Origin of the sequence: Streptococcus sp. HMSC078D09, from assembly GCF_001813675.1 — a bacterium.
In the GTDB taxonomy this organism is placed as follows: Bacteria; Bacillota; Bacilli; order Lactobacillales; family Streptococcaceae; genus Streptococcus.
On sequence record NZ_KV813680.1, the window covers coordinates 21,775 to 38,366 of the forward strand.

At 43.9% G+C, this 16,592-nt stretch carries 10 protein-coding genes; 8 read left to right on the forward strand and 2 right to left on the reverse strand.

The features are described from left to right. Positions 1-34: 34 nt before the first annotated feature. Positions 35-889 carry a putative RNA methyltransferase gene (locus tag HMPREF2926_RS10490; RefSeq protein WP_049518125.1) on the reverse strand — a complete coding sequence of 285 codons (855 nt, stop codon included), beginning with the start codon at positions 887-889 and terminating at the stop codon, positions 35-37. Positions 890-1,908: 1,019 nt separating this feature from the next. Here HMPREF2926_RS10490 and HMPREF2926_RS10500 point away from each other — a divergent pair. Next, positions 1,909-2,163: a plasmid mobilization protein gene (locus tag HMPREF2926_RS10500; protein WP_049518126.1), complete on the forward strand. Its 255-nt coding sequence runs from the start codon at positions 1,909-1,911 to the stop codon at positions 2,161-2,163. After that, a complete protein-coding gene (locus HMPREF2926_RS10830) occupies positions 2,151-2,324 on the forward strand; it encodes a winged helix-turn-helix transcriptional regulator (protein WP_080983018.1) in 174 nt (57 codons plus the stop codon). Before HMPREF2926_RS10500 ends, HMPREF2926_RS10830 begins: the two co-directional genes overlap by 13 nt. Here the strand turns inward: HMPREF2926_RS10830 and tyrS are convergent. Then, entirely contained in the window at positions 2,321-3,577 is a 1,257-nt protein-coding gene (gene tyrS, locus HMPREF2926_RS10505) for a tyrosine--tRNA ligase (protein ID WP_070587901.1), read from the reverse strand. The genes HMPREF2926_RS10830 and tyrS overlap by 4 nt on opposite strands. 182 nt (positions 3,578-3,759) lie before the next feature. On the opposite strand from tyrS, the gene pbp1b reads away from it, so the two are divergent. The 6 genes from pbp1b (at position 3,760) to comGB (ending at position 16,524) form a co-directional block, all read left to right on the forward strand. Further along, entirely contained in the window at positions 3,760-6,216 is a 2,457-nt protein-coding gene (pbp1b, locus tag HMPREF2926_RS10510) for a penicillin-binding protein PBP1B (protein ID WP_070587903.1), read from the forward strand. Positions 6,217-6,567: 351 nt separating this feature from the next. Further along, positions 6,568-10,137, forward strand: coding sequence for a DNA-directed RNA polymerase subunit beta (rpoB, locus tag HMPREF2926_RS10515; protein ID WP_070587906.1), 3,570 nt, complete (start codon positions 6,568-6,570; stop codon positions 10,135-10,137). Between the two features lie 159 nt (positions 10,138-10,296). Further along, positions 10,297-13,950: a DNA-directed RNA polymerase subunit beta' gene (gene rpoC, locus HMPREF2926_RS10520; RefSeq protein WP_003009742.1), complete on the forward strand. Its 3,654-nt coding sequence runs from the start codon at positions 10,297-10,299 to the stop codon at positions 13,948-13,950. A 191-nt stretch (positions 13,951-14,141) separates the two neighbouring features. Further along, positions 14,142-14,531, forward strand: a complete 390-nt coding sequence (locus HMPREF2926_RS10525; RefSeq protein ID WP_070587909.1) for a DUF1033 family protein — start codon at positions 14,142-14,144, stop codon at positions 14,529-14,531. 87 nt (positions 14,532-14,618) lie between these two features. Next, positions 14,619-15,560, forward strand: coding sequence for a competence type IV pilus ATPase ComGA (gene comGA, locus HMPREF2926_RS10530; RefSeq protein ID WP_049496844.1), 942 nt, complete (start codon positions 14,619-14,621; stop codon positions 15,558-15,560). Then, positions 15,493-16,524: a competence type IV pilus assembly protein ComGB gene (gene comGB, locus HMPREF2926_RS10535; protein WP_176745544.1), complete on the forward strand. Its 1,032-nt coding sequence runs from the start codon at positions 15,493-15,495 to the stop codon at positions 16,522-16,524. The genes comGA and comGB overlap by 68 nt, the downstream gene beginning before the upstream one ends. The last annotated feature ends 68 nt before the right edge of the window (positions 16,525-16,592 follow it).

The window sequence follows — 16,592 nt, forward strand, 5'->3', positions numbered from 1 at the left end:
TTCTGCGTCGAATACCCTATTTTGACTTTATCCGCTACGTCCTTTGTATCTTGATTTTCCCAACCAGCAGCTCAGCTTCAATGGTGATTTCTGTGAGTTGATTCCAGTCGATCTTTTCTTGATCTACGTGAAATAGAAGAGGGGTCATGGCGAGGAGCGCTTGGCGTTCTTCAGGAGTTAAACTCTTGGTGAGGCTGACTGTTTCGGATGAGAGGATCTGGCAGTGGTCTTCAAAGTGCTCTAAAATTTCCTGATTGGAGTAAGATTGCTTGGTCAATTGATCTTGGGCCAACTGACGAATCTCTTTCAGATGAGAAGAGGTTGGGACAACCTTAATGATCACCCCTTCAGCCTTTAAAACACGCTCAAATTCAGCGTAATTAGCCGGGGAGAAGATGTCCAAAATGACCTCCATACTCTTGGATTGAATGGGTAAATGAGCCAAGTCTCCTACAAACCAATTGACCTTCCAGCTAGCGTCACTCTTGGCAGCTAGCTGCACAGATTCCTTGGAAAGATCAAATGCATAGAAAGTAGCTTCGGGATAGGCTTCTTGTAGTTTTCGGGAGTAATAGCCTTCTCCACAACCGATATCTAGAATCTTGGCATCACTGGTCGGAATTTTTTGTCCGATCGCTGTTAGAATCGGCTCATAAAAACCTGCTTCTAAGATCAGCTGGCGATTCTGGAAATTTTCTTTGTCATAGTCCTTCGATTGCTTGATCTGAGGAGCCAGGTTGACATAGCCGAATTTCGCCAAATCAAAAGAATGGCTCTTGGGACATTTAAAACTGGTTCCCACAAGTTCTAGGTCCAATTGACAGATGGGACAGGCAAAAGCAGTGGCTGTTTGAAATCGTTGTAATTTTGGTTTAATCGGTGTATTCATATTAGTAGTGTAACAAAAGAGCCTCTAGATAGCAACCGAAGCTTTAATGGGACTGAGTCACAATTTTTAATAATTTTATGCGGTTTTTAGTGGATCTTGAGTCTCTTTATTTAATTTTGTTTGTGTTTGGAGTTTCGGCATATGTTGTAACAGTAAATGAAAGAAGAGTTAGAAAGGTAGTTATAAATAAAATAAGTTTTTTCATAGCAGTTCTCCTTTATTTTTTGTATGATTATATCAGAATATTTTAAAAAAATGAAAGGGTTTTCTATGGAGAGTGATGTTTTTTTTGATTATTTTTTGAAATCACTTAGGTTTTATCTTGGTGATAGGTGTAAGGATATTGGATTTATAAAGTTTTTTAAAGATGAAAATAATTGTTTTATTACTATAGAGGATTATGTTTTGGAATCATTTGTAATATTGTCAAATATTTTGAGTACGGATAGGATTGTGTTTTCTTGTGGAATTATTCATAGTAAGGGGGTAATTACTGGAGTAGAAGTATGTATGAATGTATTAGAGTTAGAAAGATTAAATAATTTGTATAAGATATAGTTTTGAAGAATATTAAAAAATATAATGGAAACTTTCTATGTAGGATGTGTGGAGTTGATAGTATCAATGTTTGGATATATTATGTACTTAAGCCTACGCATTGATTGTTTTTCGTATTTTATCCCTTCTAATCTAAAACTCTGTTTCCGCTCCAAAATGGTCAAAACCTGATTATGTTAACGAGACGTCAAAAGAAACGAAAGCAGAATTAGCGAAGAAAAAAGCTGAAGTGCTTGGTCGTTTAGACAAAAAATAAAAAGGACGGTTTATCCGTCTTTTTTTATTGCTTTGTTTTTAACTAGTTTAATAACAAAGTTAAATTGTCAAATCGTAAAAAAATAGGCTTTTAATTTTTAGCTGCATTTTATAATTGTTTTATTATGTTTTGAGAGCTTAAAATCGATTTTAGTTAAAAATCACTTAGAAATTGTAAAGAAAAAGAGTTTCAAAGGAGATACAACGTGACGCAAGGGAAACACAAAAGTCTAAACGTACGTATTACAGATGAAAAGAAAAAAGAATTAGAAAAACGTGCTAAAGCTAGTAAAATGAAGCTTTCTGAGTACGTTAGAAATGTGTTACTTAACGAAAAACGTGTAGAAGATACGAAACACGTTAGCGATACACTTGTATCGCTTGTATTACAATCGCTATTTTATAATGACACTAGAATTCAAAATATAAATGGACTGATTTATTTTGGATTCTCTTTGTGATTTTGACATGCATCTATATAACGATGCCACTCCATACAGAATATGAGCTGACAGAAAAAGGCAAGTCACTGATGTCGATTTTAAAAGACTTGAATCAATGGGGAAAAGTGTATAAGAAAACCACGAAGTTCATACCAAACTTCGTGGTTTTACTTTCTTAATAAGTCAAAACAAAGTATTTTTTCTTACCGCGACGGATAACGGTCAATTCATTTTCTAATTTATCGCTATCGTTCAAGACATAGTCAAGGTCTTGGATGCGTTCGCCATTGACGTAGATCGCTCCATTTTGAACATCTTCGCGGGCTTGGCGTTTAGAATTCACTACACCAGCTGTGACCAAGAGTTCTACAATGTTGAGGTTGTCTTCTGCTTGGACCTGGTAGTTTGGCACACCACGAAGGCCTTGTTTGAGTTCTTTGACAGAAAGGTTTTTGATGTTTCCTGCAAAGAGTTGTTCTGTGATGTTGAGGGCTTCCTTGTAAGCTTCTTCACCGTGAACGAGGGTGACCACTTCACGCGCCAAGATCTTTTGAGCCAAGCGTTCATGAGGAGCAGCCTCAAACTGTTTGCAGATCTCTTCGATTTCGTCCAGTGACAAGAACGTGAAGATTTTCAAGAAGCGCACAGCGTCAGCATCCATCACATTCATCCAGAATTGGTACATTTCGTATGGAGAAGTCTTTTCAGGGTTGAGCCAAACAGCATTCCCTTCAGATTTACCAAATTTTTTACCAGTCGCGTCTGTGATGAGTGGAACAGTGATAACGTGGCCAGTCTTGTCAGCCTTACGTCGCATCAACTCAGTACCAGCTGTCATGTTCCCCCATTGGTCTGATCCACCGATTTGAAGGGTTACATTGTGTTCTTGGTTGAGGACGTAGAAGTCGTAGCCTTGCATGATTTGGTAAGCAAACTCTGTGTAAGAAATCCCTGTCTCAATCCGTTTCTTCACAGATTCCTTACTCATCATAGCATTGACTGTAAAGTATTTGCCGACATCACGAAGGAAGTCAATAAAGCTAATGCTTCCGAACCAATCGTAGTTGTTGACCATTTCAGCTTTGTTGTCGCCATTTTCAAAATCGAGGAAACGAGACAATTGCCCTTGAATGGAACGAACCCATTCTTGTACAGTTTCTTTTGTTTGGAGACTACGTTCAGCATCTTTGAAGGACGGATCACCAATGAGACCAGTCGCACCGCCAACGAGCGCATAAGGTTTGTGGCCTGCTAGTTGAAGGCGACGGCTCGTCAAGATGGCAACCAAGTGACCAAGGTGAAGGCTGTCAGCAGTTGGATCATAACCAGTATAATAAGAAACCTGACCTTCTTCCAGTGCTTTGCGTAAGGCTTCTTCATCCGTCGTTTGAAATACCAAACCACGCTCTTTTAGCTCATCAAAAATGTGCATGTGTCTTTTCTCCTTTATAAGTTTATTCATTTCTCTATTCTACCATAAACCACGGAAATGGCAATGGTTTCCATCATTTTCTTGTCCTTACCCAAGCAGAATGAGTGACGATTTCTACGCTCTTGTGATTGAAAACAAAGGGCCTAATCTGCTATAATATAGGGAACAAGGAGAAAGAATCAGTGAATCAATTAAAAGAGAAGCTGCAAGAGTTTTGGAAGAAAGTCCAAAAATTCTTTGCAAATATGTATACAGAAACTCCGAATAAGGAAAAAAATGAGGAAAGTAGCTGGTCTGTCGGCGATATTTTTGCGACCTTTTTGCGAACTCTCAAACTCTTGTGGGATGTCATGATCGCCCTGTTCGTGTGCCTCTTTTTATTTGGTGCAGGGATCGGGATTGGTTATGCGGCGAGCCTCTTTAGCAATGTCAAGGTTCCAAAGACAGAAGAACTGGTCCAGCAGGTCCGCAATGTCAGCAGTGTTTCAAAACTGACCTATTCCGATAAGAGCCTGATTGCAGAAGTGGACAGTGATTTGATCCGCACGCCCGTAGCAGGAGATGCCATTTCAGACAATGTCAAGAAGGCTGTGATCGCTACTGAGGATGAGAATTTTGAAAGCCACAAGGGGGTTGTACCTAAAGCCGTTCTTCGGGCAACACTTGGATCTGTAGCCGGTGTGGGCTCCTCTAGTGGGGGATCAACCCTGACCCAGCAGTTGATCAAACAGCAAGTCGTGGGAGACGCTCCAACCTTTACTCGTAAGGCGACAGAGATTGTCGATGCCTTGGCTTTAGAGCGGGGAATGGATAAAAATGAAATCCTAACCACCTACTTAAATGTTTCGCCTTTTGGACGAAACAATCGGGGACAAAATATTGCGGGTGTGGAAGCTGCAGCTCAAGGGATCTTTGGCGTCTCTGCGAAGGACTTGTCTGTTCCACAAGCGGCCTTTATCGCTGGCTTGCCACAAAGTCCGATTGTCTACTCTCCTTATGCTGCAGACGGTAGCCTAAAGAGCAAGGAAAACCTCGAGTTAGGTTTGGCGCGTGCCAAAGACGTTTTGTTCAATATGTACCGGACGGGAGCCTTGTCGAAAAAAGACTACGAGACCTATGCTCAGTACGACTTGACCAAAGACTTCATCGCTCCAGATGGCATCGAGAAAACACCGCATGACTACCTCTACTTCCAAGCCATGGCAGAAGCAAAAGAGGCCATGTATGATTACTTGATCAAGCGAGACAATGTCACCAAGCAAGACTTGAAAAATAATGAAACCGTCAAGGCTTACCAAGAATTAGCTGAGAGCGAGTTGCGCGAAGGTGGCTACACCATTCAAACCACGATTAACAAACCGGTTCACAATGCGATGCAGGCCGCAGTAGCGAATTTTGGAAGTGTCTTAGATGATGGGACGGGTCTTGTAGAAGTTGGGAATGTCCTTATGGACAACCGAACAGGTGCGGTTTTAGGATTTATCGGTGGACGGAATTTTGATGGCAACCAAAACAACCATGCCTTTGATACAGAGCGTTCCCCAGGGTCTACTATCAAACCACTGTTGGCCTATGGGATTGCCATCGACCAAGGCTTGATGGGAAGCAATAGCATCCTTTCTAACTACCCAACTAATTTCTCAAGTGGTGAGCCGATCATGCACGTGGATAGCCGAGGAACAGCCATGATGGATCTCCGTGAGGCTCTCAACACCTCATGGAATATTCCAGCTTACTGGACTTACCGGACCCTTCGTGAAAAGGGTGTGGATGTCCCATCCTACATGAAGAAAATGGGCTATGATATCCCTGAATATGGCATTGAGAGTCTGCCGATGGGGGGAGGAATTGAGGTCACTGTTGCCCAACATACCAATGGTTTCCAAACCATTGCTAACAATGGGAACTACCTCAAACGCTACATGGTAGAGCAAATCATTGATCGAGATGGGGATGTAGTCTACAAGCACGAGGCAGATCCTGTTCGTGTTTACTCTCCAGCAACGGCAACGATTATGCAGGATCTCTTGCGCGGGGTTATTACGTCTGGTGCAACAACGACCTTTAAGTCACGGATTAGCCAAGTCAACCCAACGCTGGCAGGTGCTGACTGGATTGGAAAAACCGGTACCACTAACTCAAATGGGGATATGTGGCTCATGCTGTCCACCCCAAATGTTTCTTTAGGAGGTTGGATTGGCCATGACAACAATGCTTCCATGCAAACCTTGACCGGATACAACAACAATGCCCAATACATGGCGCAGTTGGCGAATGCGATCTACCAAGCAGATCCAAGTCTCTTTGGAATTCAGGATAAATTCACTCTCGATAAGAGTGTGATCCGTTCTGAAGTGCTCAAATCGACTGGTGAAAAACCGGGCCGCGTCAATGTCAATGGCCGGGATATCGATGTGAGCGGTCAAATGGTGACGAGTCTTTGGGCTAAAAACGGAGCGCCAACCACTCAATACCACTTTGCCATCGGGGGATCGGATAGCGATTATCAAAGTGCTTGGGCAGCGATTCTCGGCAATAGCAGTGGAAGCCAGTCGAATAATAAGAACAATTCGACAACCAATAGTTCATCAAGCAATAGTTCAAATCGAAACAGCTCAAATCGTGGCAATCGACGCTAGTCTGATCCAGTAGAAAACCTGGAGAAAGCCTTGATTTTTGTAGCAAAAAACGGTATAATAGTGATAACTAATTTGTCGTGTGCTTTATTTGAAATATTGTCCAAATAAGAGCTTACAGCAGTTAAATCTTACTTGAATAAGTCGATTTAGCTGCTCTTTTTGTGCCTATTTTTCAGAAAAATCCTAGTTTGTTACACAAATTTAATTTTTCTAAAAATTACAAAAAGCGGCGAATGAGGTGAAGAGACAGCTCTTCACGTGATGCAAATCACACAATTGTAGTTAAAACCGGATAGGTGGTGAAAGTCATTTTACCAAGCTATCCTAGTATGGAAAAAGGAGCTAAAAACTTTGGCAGGACATGACGTTCAATACGGGAAACATCGGACCCGTCGTAGTTTTTCAAGAATCAAAGAGGTTCTTGATTTACCAAACTTGATTGAAATCCAGACAGACTCATTCAAAGATTTCTTGGATCATGGCTTGAAGGAAGTATTTGAAGATGTGCTTCCCATCTCAAACTTCACGGATACAATGGAATTGGAATTTGTGGGTTATGAAATCCGCGAACCTAAGTATTCGCTTGAAGAAGCGCGCATCCACGATGCCAGCTACTCAGCACCAATCTTTGTGACCTTCCGTTTGGTCAACAAAGAAACAGGTGAAATCAAGACCCAAGAAGTTTTCTTTGGTGATTTCCCAATCATGACTGAAATGGGAACTTTCATCATCAATGGTGGAGAACGGATTATCGTATCTCAGTTGGTCCGCTCACCAGGTGTCTACTTCAATGATAAGGTGGACAAGAATGGTAAGGTTGGTTATGGATCAACTGTTATCCCTAACCGTGGGGCTTGGTTAGAGCTTGAAACAGACTCAAAAGACATTGCTTACACACGTATCGACCGCACACGTAAAATTCCATTTACAACTCTTGTGCGTGCTCTTGGATTCTCTGGAGATGATGAAATCATCGATATCTTTGGGGACAGCGAATTGGTTCGCAATACCATTGAAAAAGATATCCACAAAAATCCAATGGATTCACGGACAGATGAAGCCCTCAAAGAAATCTACGAGCGTCTTCGTCCAGGTGAACCAAAAACAGCGGAAAGCTCACGTAGCTTGTTGGTAGCTCGTTTCTTTGATCCACGTCGTTATGACTTGGCACCAGTTGGTCGCTACAAGATCAACAAGAAACTCAATATCAAGAACCGCTTGTTGAACCAAACAATCGCAGAACCATTGGTAGATGCTGAAACAGGGGAAATCCTTGTAGAAGCTGATACTGTCATGACGCGCGATGTGATCGACAGCATCTCTGAACAATTGGATAACGGTTTGAACAAAATTACCTACATTCCAAATGATGCTGCTGTTTTGACAGAACCAGTAGAATTGCAAAAATTCAAAGTTGTCGCTCCAACAGATCCAGACCGCGTTGTTACCATCATCGGGAATGCCAACCCATCTGACAAAGTGCGCATCGTAACTCCAGCTGATATCTTGACAGAAATGAGCTATTTCTTGAACCTTGCAGAAGGTATTGGTCGCGTGGATGATATCGACCACCTTGGAAACCGTCGGATTCGTGCCGTTGGTGAATTGCTTGCCAACCAAGTGCGTCTTGGACTTTCACGGATGGAACGAAACGTTCGCGAACGGATGTCTGTACAAGATAACGATGTCTTGACACCACAACAAATCATCAACATCCGCCCAGTAACTGCAGCAATTAAAGAATTCTTTGGTTCTTCACAGTTGTCACAGTTCATGGACCAACACAACCCACTTTCTGAGTTGTCTCACAAACGTCGTTTATCTGCCTTAGGGCCTGGTGGTTTGACACGTGACCGTGCCGGATATGAAGTGCGTGACGTGCACTATACCCACTATGGTCGTATGTGTCCAATCGAAACACCTGAAGGACCAAACATCGGTTTGATCAACAACTTGTCATCTTATGGACACTTGAACAAATATGGTTTCATCCAAACACCATACCGTAAAGTGGACCGTGAAAAAGGTGTAGTGACCAACGAAATCGTTTGGTTGACAGCCGATGAAGAAGATGAGTACATCGTCGCTCAGGCCAACTCTAAGTTGAACGAAAAAGGTGGCTTTGCTGAGCCAATCGTTATGGGACGTCACCGTGGTAACAACCAAGAATTCCCATCTGATCAAGTCGACTACATGGACGTATCTCCAAAACAAGTAGTTGCCGTTGCGACAGCATGTATTCCTTTCTTGGAAAACGATGACTCCAACCGTGCCCTCATGGGTGCCAACATGCAACGTCAGGCTGTGCCATTGATCGATCCAAAAGCCCCTTACGTGGGTACTGGTATGGAATACCAAGCAGCCCATGACTCAGGAGCTGCAGTCATTGCTCAACACGATGGTAAAGTTACTTATGCAGATGCAGACAAGGTAGAAGTTCGTCGGGAAGATGGATCTCTTGATGTTTACCATATCCAAAAATTCCGTCGTTCAAACTCAGGTACGGCTTACAACCAACGTACTCTTGTAAAAGTTGGCGATGTTGTTGAAAAAGGTGACTTTATCGCTGACGGCCCATCGATGGAAAAAGGGGAAATGGCCCTTGGTCAAAACCCAATCGTCGCTTACATGACTTGGGAAGGGTATAACTTCGAGGATGCCGTTATCATGAGCGAACGCTTGGTGAAAGAAGATGTCTACACATCTGTTCACTTGGAAGAATTTGAATCAGAAACACGCGATACCAAGTTAGGCCCTGAAGAAATTACCCGTGAAATTCCAAACGTTGGGGAAGATGCTCTTCGTGACTTGGATGAAACAGGTATTATCCGTATTGGTGCGGAAGTTAAAGAAGGCGATATCCTTGTCGGTAAGGTCACACCAAAGGGTGAAAAAGACCTTTCTGCTGAAGAACGTCTCCTTCACGCGATCTTTGGAGATAAATCTCGTGAAGTGCGGGATACTTCTCTTCGTGTACCTCACGGTGGAGATGGAGTCGTTCGCGATGTTAAGATCTTTACACGTGCAAACGGAGATGAATTGCAATCGGGTGTCAACATGTTGGTTCGTGTTTACATCGCACAAAAACGCAAGATCCGCGTCGGAGATAAGATGGCCGGTCGTCACGGAAACAAAGGGGTTGTGTCTCGTATTGTTCCAGTTGAAGATATGCCTTACCTTCCAGACGGTACACCGGTTGATATCATGTTGAACCCTCTTGGGGTGCCATCACGTATGAATATCGGTCAGGTTATGGAACTTCACCTTGGTATGGCCGCTCGTAACTTGGGTATTCACATCGCAACACCAGTCTTTGACGGAGCAAGCTCAGAAGACCTCTGGGATACTGTGAAAGAAGCTGGTATGGATAGTGATGCCAAGACGATTCTTTACGATGGACGTACAGGTGAGCCGTTTGACAACCGTGTTTCTGTCGGTGTCATGTACATGATCAAGCTTCACCACATGGTTGATGATAAACTCCATGCCCGTTCAGTCGGACCATACTCAATGGTTACCCAACAACCACTCGGAGGGAAAGCTCAGTTTGGTGGACAACGTTTCGGGGAAATGGAAGTGTGGGCCCTTGAGGCTTATGGTGCATCAAATGTCCTTCAAGAAATCTTGACCTACAAGTCAGATGATGTCAACGGACGTTTGAAAGCTTATGAAGCGATTACCAAAGGTAAACCAATTCCAAAACCAGGTGTACCAGAATCCTTCCGCGTTCTTGTCAAAGAATTGCAATCTCTTGGTCTTGACATGCGTGTCTTGGACGAAGATGATCAAGAAGTGGAACTTCGTGACCTCGATGAAGGGGAAGACGATGATGTGATTCATGTGGATGACCTTGAAAAAGCACGTGAAAAAGCAGCCAAGGAAGCAAAAGCAGCCTTTGATGCTGAAGAATCAGAAAAATAATCAGTAAAAATGATTGTCTTGTGAGAAACCAATGCTTCTGACAGGATGATTCGATAACAAGATACAGACACAAGGAGGTGGCAAGAAAGTTTTCTTTCTTTCCCCACCTAAGCTGTATCCAAATGAAACAAGTATGAAAACAAGGAAAGGTAAGAAATAGTGGTTGATGTAAATCGTTTTAAAAGTATGCAAATCACCCTAGCTTCTCCAAGCAAGGTCCGTTCATGGTCTTATGGAGAGGTCAAGAAACCTGAAACAATCAACTACCGTACATTGAAACCAGAACGTGAAGGTCTCTTTGATGAAGTCATCTTTGGACCTACAAAAGACTGGGAATGTGCGTGTGGGAAATACAAACGGATCCGTTACAAAGGGATCGTTTGTGACCGCTGTGGGGTTGAAGTAACACGTGCCAAGGTTCGTCGTGAACGTATGGGACACATCGAGTTGAAAGCGCCTGTATCACACATCTGGTACTTCAAAGGCATCCCTTCTCGTATGGGATTGACCTTGGATATGAGCCCTCGTGCCCTTGAAGAAGTTATTTACTTCGCAGCTTACGTGGTGATCGATCCAAAAGATACACCACTTGAGCACAAATCCATCATGACAGAACGTGAATACCGTGAACGCTTGCGTGAATACGGACCAGGTTCTTTTGTAGCTAAGATGGGTGCAGAAGCGATCCAAGACCTCTTGAAACAAGTGGATCTGGAAGCTGAAATTGCTCTCTTGAAAGAAGAATTGAAGACTGCAACTGGTCAAAAACGTGTGAAGGCTGTTCGTCGTTTGGATGTCTTGGATGCCTTCTACAAATCTGGTAACAAGCCAGAATGGATGGTTCTCAACATCCTTCCAGTTATTCCACCAGATCTTCGTCCGATGGTCCAATTGGATGGTGGCCGTTTTGCTGCCTCTGACTTGAACGACCTTTACCGTCGTGTGATCAACCGGAACAACCGTTTGGCGCGTTTGCTTGAGTTGAATGCCCCTGGTATCATCGTGCAAAACGAAAAACGGATGCTCCAAGAAGCTGTTGATGCTTTGATCGATAACGGTCGTCGTGGTCGTCCGATCACAGGACCAGGTAGCCGTCCACTGAAATCATTGAGCCACATGCTCAAAGGGAAACAAGGACGCTTCCGTCAAAACTTGCTTGGTAAACGTGTGGACTTCTCAGGACGTTCTGTTATCGCCGTTGGTCCAACTCTTAAGATGTACCAATGTGGTGTGCCACGTGAAATGGCCATCGAGCTCTTCAAACCATTCGTCATGCGTGAAATCGTTGCGCGTGATATCGTGCAAAACGTCAAAGCTGCAAAACGCTTGGTCGAACGTGGAGATGAACGCATCTGGGATATCCTAGAAGAAGTGATCAAAGAACACCCAGTTCTCTTGAACCGCGCACCGACCCTTCACCGTTTGGGGATCCAAGCCTTTGAGCCTGTCTTGATTGACGGGAAAGCCCTTCGCTTGCACCCGCTTGTCTGTGAAGCCTACAATGCCGACTTTGACGGTGACCAAATGGCCATCCACGTACCGCTTTCAGAAGAAGCCCAAGCAGAAGCTCGTATCTTGATGTTGGCTGCTGAGCACATCTTGAATCCAAAAGACGGTAAACCAGTTGTTACCCCATCTCAGGATATGGTATTGGGGAACTACTACCTCACTATGGAAGAAGCTGGTCGTGAAGGGGAAGGCATGGTCTTTAAAGACCGTGATGAAGCAGTCATGGCTCTTCGCAATGGCTATGTTCACTTGCATACCCGTGTCGGAATTGCGACAGATAGCTTGAACAAACCATGGACAGAAGCGCAACAACACAAGATTCTCTTGACAACTGTTGGTAAGATCCTCTTTAACGATATCATGCCTGCAGAACTTCCATACCTTCAAGAGCCAAATAATGCCAACTTGACAGAAGGCGTTCCAGCTAAGTACTTCTTGGAGCCTGGTCAAGATGTCAAAGCAGCGATTGAGAAATTGGAATTAAACGTTCCATTCAAGAAGAAAAATCTTGGAAATATCATCGCAGAAATCTTCAAACGCTTCCGTACAACTGAAACGTCTGCTTTCTTGGACCGCTTGAAAGACTTGGGTTACCATCATTCAACCCTTGCTGGTTTGACAGTGGGGATTGCTGATATTCCGGTCGTTGAAGACAAGGCAGAAATCATTGAAGAATCTCACAAACGTGTGGAACAAATTACCAAACAATTCCGTCGTGGTTTGATCACAGATGACGAACGCTACAATGCCGTTACAGCTGAATGGCGTGCAGCCCGTGAGAAATTGGAAAAACGCTTAGTGGATAACCAAGATCCGAAGAACCCAATCGTTATGATGATGGACTCTGGAGCTCGTGGTAACATCTCAAACTTCTCGCAACTTGCCGGTATGCGTGGTTTGATGGCCGCTCCAAACGGACGGATCATGGAATTGCCAATCCTGTCAAACTTCCGCGAAGGTTTGTCAGTACTCGAAATGTTCTTCTCAACTCACGGTGCCCGTAAAGGGATGACCGATACGGCCCTCAAGACAGCCGACTCAGGTTACTTGACTCGTCGTTTGGTTGACGTTGCCCAAGACGTCATTATCCGTGAAGATGACTGTGGAACAGACCGTGGACTTGTGATCCGTGCTATTACTGATGGTAAGGAAATGATCGAGCCACTCGAAGAACGCTTGACTGGTCGTTATACCAAGAAATCTGTTAAACACCCTGAAACAGGTGAAGTCATCGTTGGTCCAGATACTTTGATTTCAGAAGACCTAGCACGTGAAATTGTCAAAGCTGGTGTTGAAGAAGTCACTATCCGCTCTGTCTTTACATGTAACACCCGCCATGGTGTCTGCCGTCACTGTTATGGTATCAACTTGGCGACTGGTGATGCGGTTGAAGTGGGTGAAGCAGTCGGAACTATCGCTGCCCAATCTATCGGGGAACCTGGTACACAGTTGACCATGCGTACCTTCCACACGGGTGGGGTTGCCTCAAATACCGATATCACGCAAGGTCTTCCTCGTGTCCAAGAAATCTTTGAAGCCCGCAATCCAAAAGGGGAAGCGGTCATCACTGAGGTCAAAGGGGAAGTCACAGCGATCGAAGAAGATGCTTCTACACGCACCAAGAAAGTCTTTGTTAGCGGAGCAACTGGTGAGGGCGAATACGTTGTCCCTTACACTGCCCGCATGAAAGTCGAAGTGGGAGATCAAGTCTCTCGTGGTGATGCTCTGACAGAAGGGTCTATCCAACCAAAACGTCTCCTTGCCGTTCGTGATGTCTTGTCTGTTGAAACTTACCTTCTTGCGGAAGTACAAAAAGTATACCGTAGCCAAGGGGTAGAAATCGGCGACAAACACATCGAGGTAATGGTGCGTCAAATGATCCGTAAAGTACGTGTCATGGATCCAGGAGATACAGACCTTCTCATGGGTACTCTGATGGACATTACAGACTTTACAGATGCTAATAAGGATGTCCTTATTTCTGGTGGAGTTCCTGCGACTGCTCGTCCAGTCCTTATGGGAATCACCAAAGCCTCTCTTGAAACCAACAGTTTCTTGTCAGCGGCTTCCTTCCAGGAAACAACTCGTGTCCTTACTGACGCAGCGATCCGTGGTAAGAAAGACCATCTCCTTGGACTTAAGGAAAATGTTATCATTGGTAAGATTATTCCTGCAGGTACAGGTATGGCTCGTTACCGTAACTTGGAACCACAAGCGATTAATGAAGTTGAAATTATCGAAGAAGTGCCATTAACAGATGGAACAGTCGATGAAGTTCAAACAGCTGAAGTCGTAGAAGAATAAGAAAATTAGTCGGAACTACAAGTTCCGGCTTTTTTTTGAAAAAAGGACCCAATAGCAATTAGGCAGTCTATTTTTGAAAAATAATGGTGAAAATAGCCTGAAAACTACCTGAAAAATCATGCTCTGAGCAGAAAACTTTTATTCTCAAAGGATTTTCTATATAATAGAGGGTACAAAGGATGGAAGAGTTTATGTATCGAGTGATTGAAATGTACGGGGACTGTGAACCCTGGTGGTTTTTAGAAGGTTGGGAAGATGATATCGTGAGTAGTCGGAAGTTTGAAGACTATTACCAGGCTTTGAAATACTACAAGCAGAAGTGGTTGGAGTTAAATGAGCACTTTCCAAGTTATAAGAGTCGGAGTGACCTCATGACGATCTTTTGGGATACCAAGGAGCAAGAGTGGTGTGAGGACTGCAGTGAAGATGTGCAGTTTTTCCATTCGATTGTCCTCCTAGAAGACGAGCATAAGATCCCTAAAAGCAAGCTCCGCCCAGGCTACGAAAAGGAAAGAGGCAGTCGCAAACACCGTTCTTGTCAATATACACTCGATTCAAAAAAGGGGACGACCCTGTCATAAGAGAAATGCGGAAGATTTTTTAGAGCGATCTAGAAAGTCTTCTTTTTTTGTCTTCTTTTTCGAATAGTATAAGTGAGAGGAGGAACTATGGTTCAAGAAATTGCAAAAAAATTGATCCGCATGGGAAAGAAGGAAGAGGCTCAGGATCTCTACTTCATTCCTCGGAAGGAGGAGTACCAGGTTTTTATGAGGGTGGGAGACGAGAGGCGCTTTGTGCAGTCCTTCCCTTTTGAGGAGATGACGGCTATTATCAGCCACTTTAAGTTCGTGGCAGGGATGAATGTGGGAGAAAAAAGGCGCAGCCAGCTAGGATCGTGTGATTACCCTTTGGAGAATGGAGTGGTTTCGATTCGCTTGTCAACGGTGGGGGATTATCGTGGCTATGAAAGCTTGGTTATTCGGCTCTTGCATGATGAGGAGCGAGAATTACGGTTTTGGTTTGATCAGTTGCCAGACTTGAAGAAGAAATTGGCTGGTCGTGGCCTCTATCTCTTTGCAGGTCCTGTTGGTTCGGGAAAGACCACTCTCATGCATGCGTTGGCGCAAGAGCGCTTTGCGGACCAGCAAGTCATGTCTATTGAAGACCCTGTCGAGATCAAGCAGGACAATATGCTTCAACTTCAGCTGAATGACCAGATCGGCATGACCTATGACAACCTGATCAAACTCTCCTTACGCCATCGGCCGGACCTTCTCATTATTGGAGAAATCCGAGATAGGGAAACAGCTCGTGCGGTCGTACGAGCTAGTTTGACAGGAGTCACCGTCTTCTCTACGATCCATGCCAAGAGCGTTCGAGGTGTTTATGAGAGGCTCTTAGAACTTGGAGTGAGTGAGGAAGAGCTCAAGATTGTTTTACAAGGTATTTGCTACCAACGATTAATTGCAGGAGGAGGTGTGGTCGATTTTGCGACGGAAAACTACCAAGAGCACTCAGCCAGTCGCTGGAACCAACAAATGGATCTCTTGGCTCAATCGGGATATATCCAGCTGGCTCAGGCGCAAGCCGAAAAAATTATCTACCGCTAAACAAAAGCAAATCATCGAATTGTTTTTGAATCTTTATTCGAGTGGTTTTCATCTGTCTGAGATTGTCGATTTTCTGGATCGCTCTCACCTAGTGGAGAGTCGTTTGGTTTCCCAGATGCGAGAGGACCTCTCGAGGGGGCGGAGTTTTTCAGAGATGATGGCGGGGATCGGTTTTTCAGATGCGGTCACGACACAGCTGTCTCTCGCTGAACTCCATGGCAATCTTGCATTGAGCTTGGAGAAAATCAGTGCTTACCTAGAAAACATGCGCAAGGTCAAGAAAAAGCTGATTGAGGTGAGCACCTATCCTCTCATCTTGCTTGGATTTTTAGTTCTGATTATGCTAGGCTTGCGCAATTACTTGCTTCCTCAAATGGATGCTCAAAATATTGGGACGCAATTGATCAGTTCCTTCCCCCAACTCTTTTTGGCCTTAGGAGCGGGACTGGTGATCTTCTTCTTACTCAGCTTTCTCTATTATCGAAAGTCAGGCAAGATCAAGGTTTTTAGAACCTTGTCTCATCTGCCTTTCGGGAAAGGCATGATTCAAGCTTATTTGACAGCCTATTATGCCAGAGAATGGGGTAATCTGATTGGACAAGGATTGGAATTGTCTCAGATTTTTTCCATGATGCAGGGGCAAAAATCCCAGCTTTTTCAGGAAATTGGAAGGGACTTAGCTCTTTCTTTAGATCGTGGCCAGTCCTTTTCAGAGACGGTCAGGGGGTATTCTTTTTTCAAAAAAGAATTGTCCCTTATGATTGAATACGGTGAAGTCAAATCAAAGCTCGGAAGTGAGCTAGAGATCTACGCTGAAAAAACATGGGAAGATTTCTTTCGTCGGGTTCACAAGGCCATGAATGTGATACAACCCTTGGTGTTTGTCTTTGTGGCTCTTGTGATTGTCTTACTCTATGCAGCCATGTTGCTGCCGATTTATCAAAATATGGAGGTTCATTTATGAAAACATTAAAAACCTATAAGGTTAAAGCCTTTACACTGATTGAAAATAGCGTAACTAAATTTATCAAA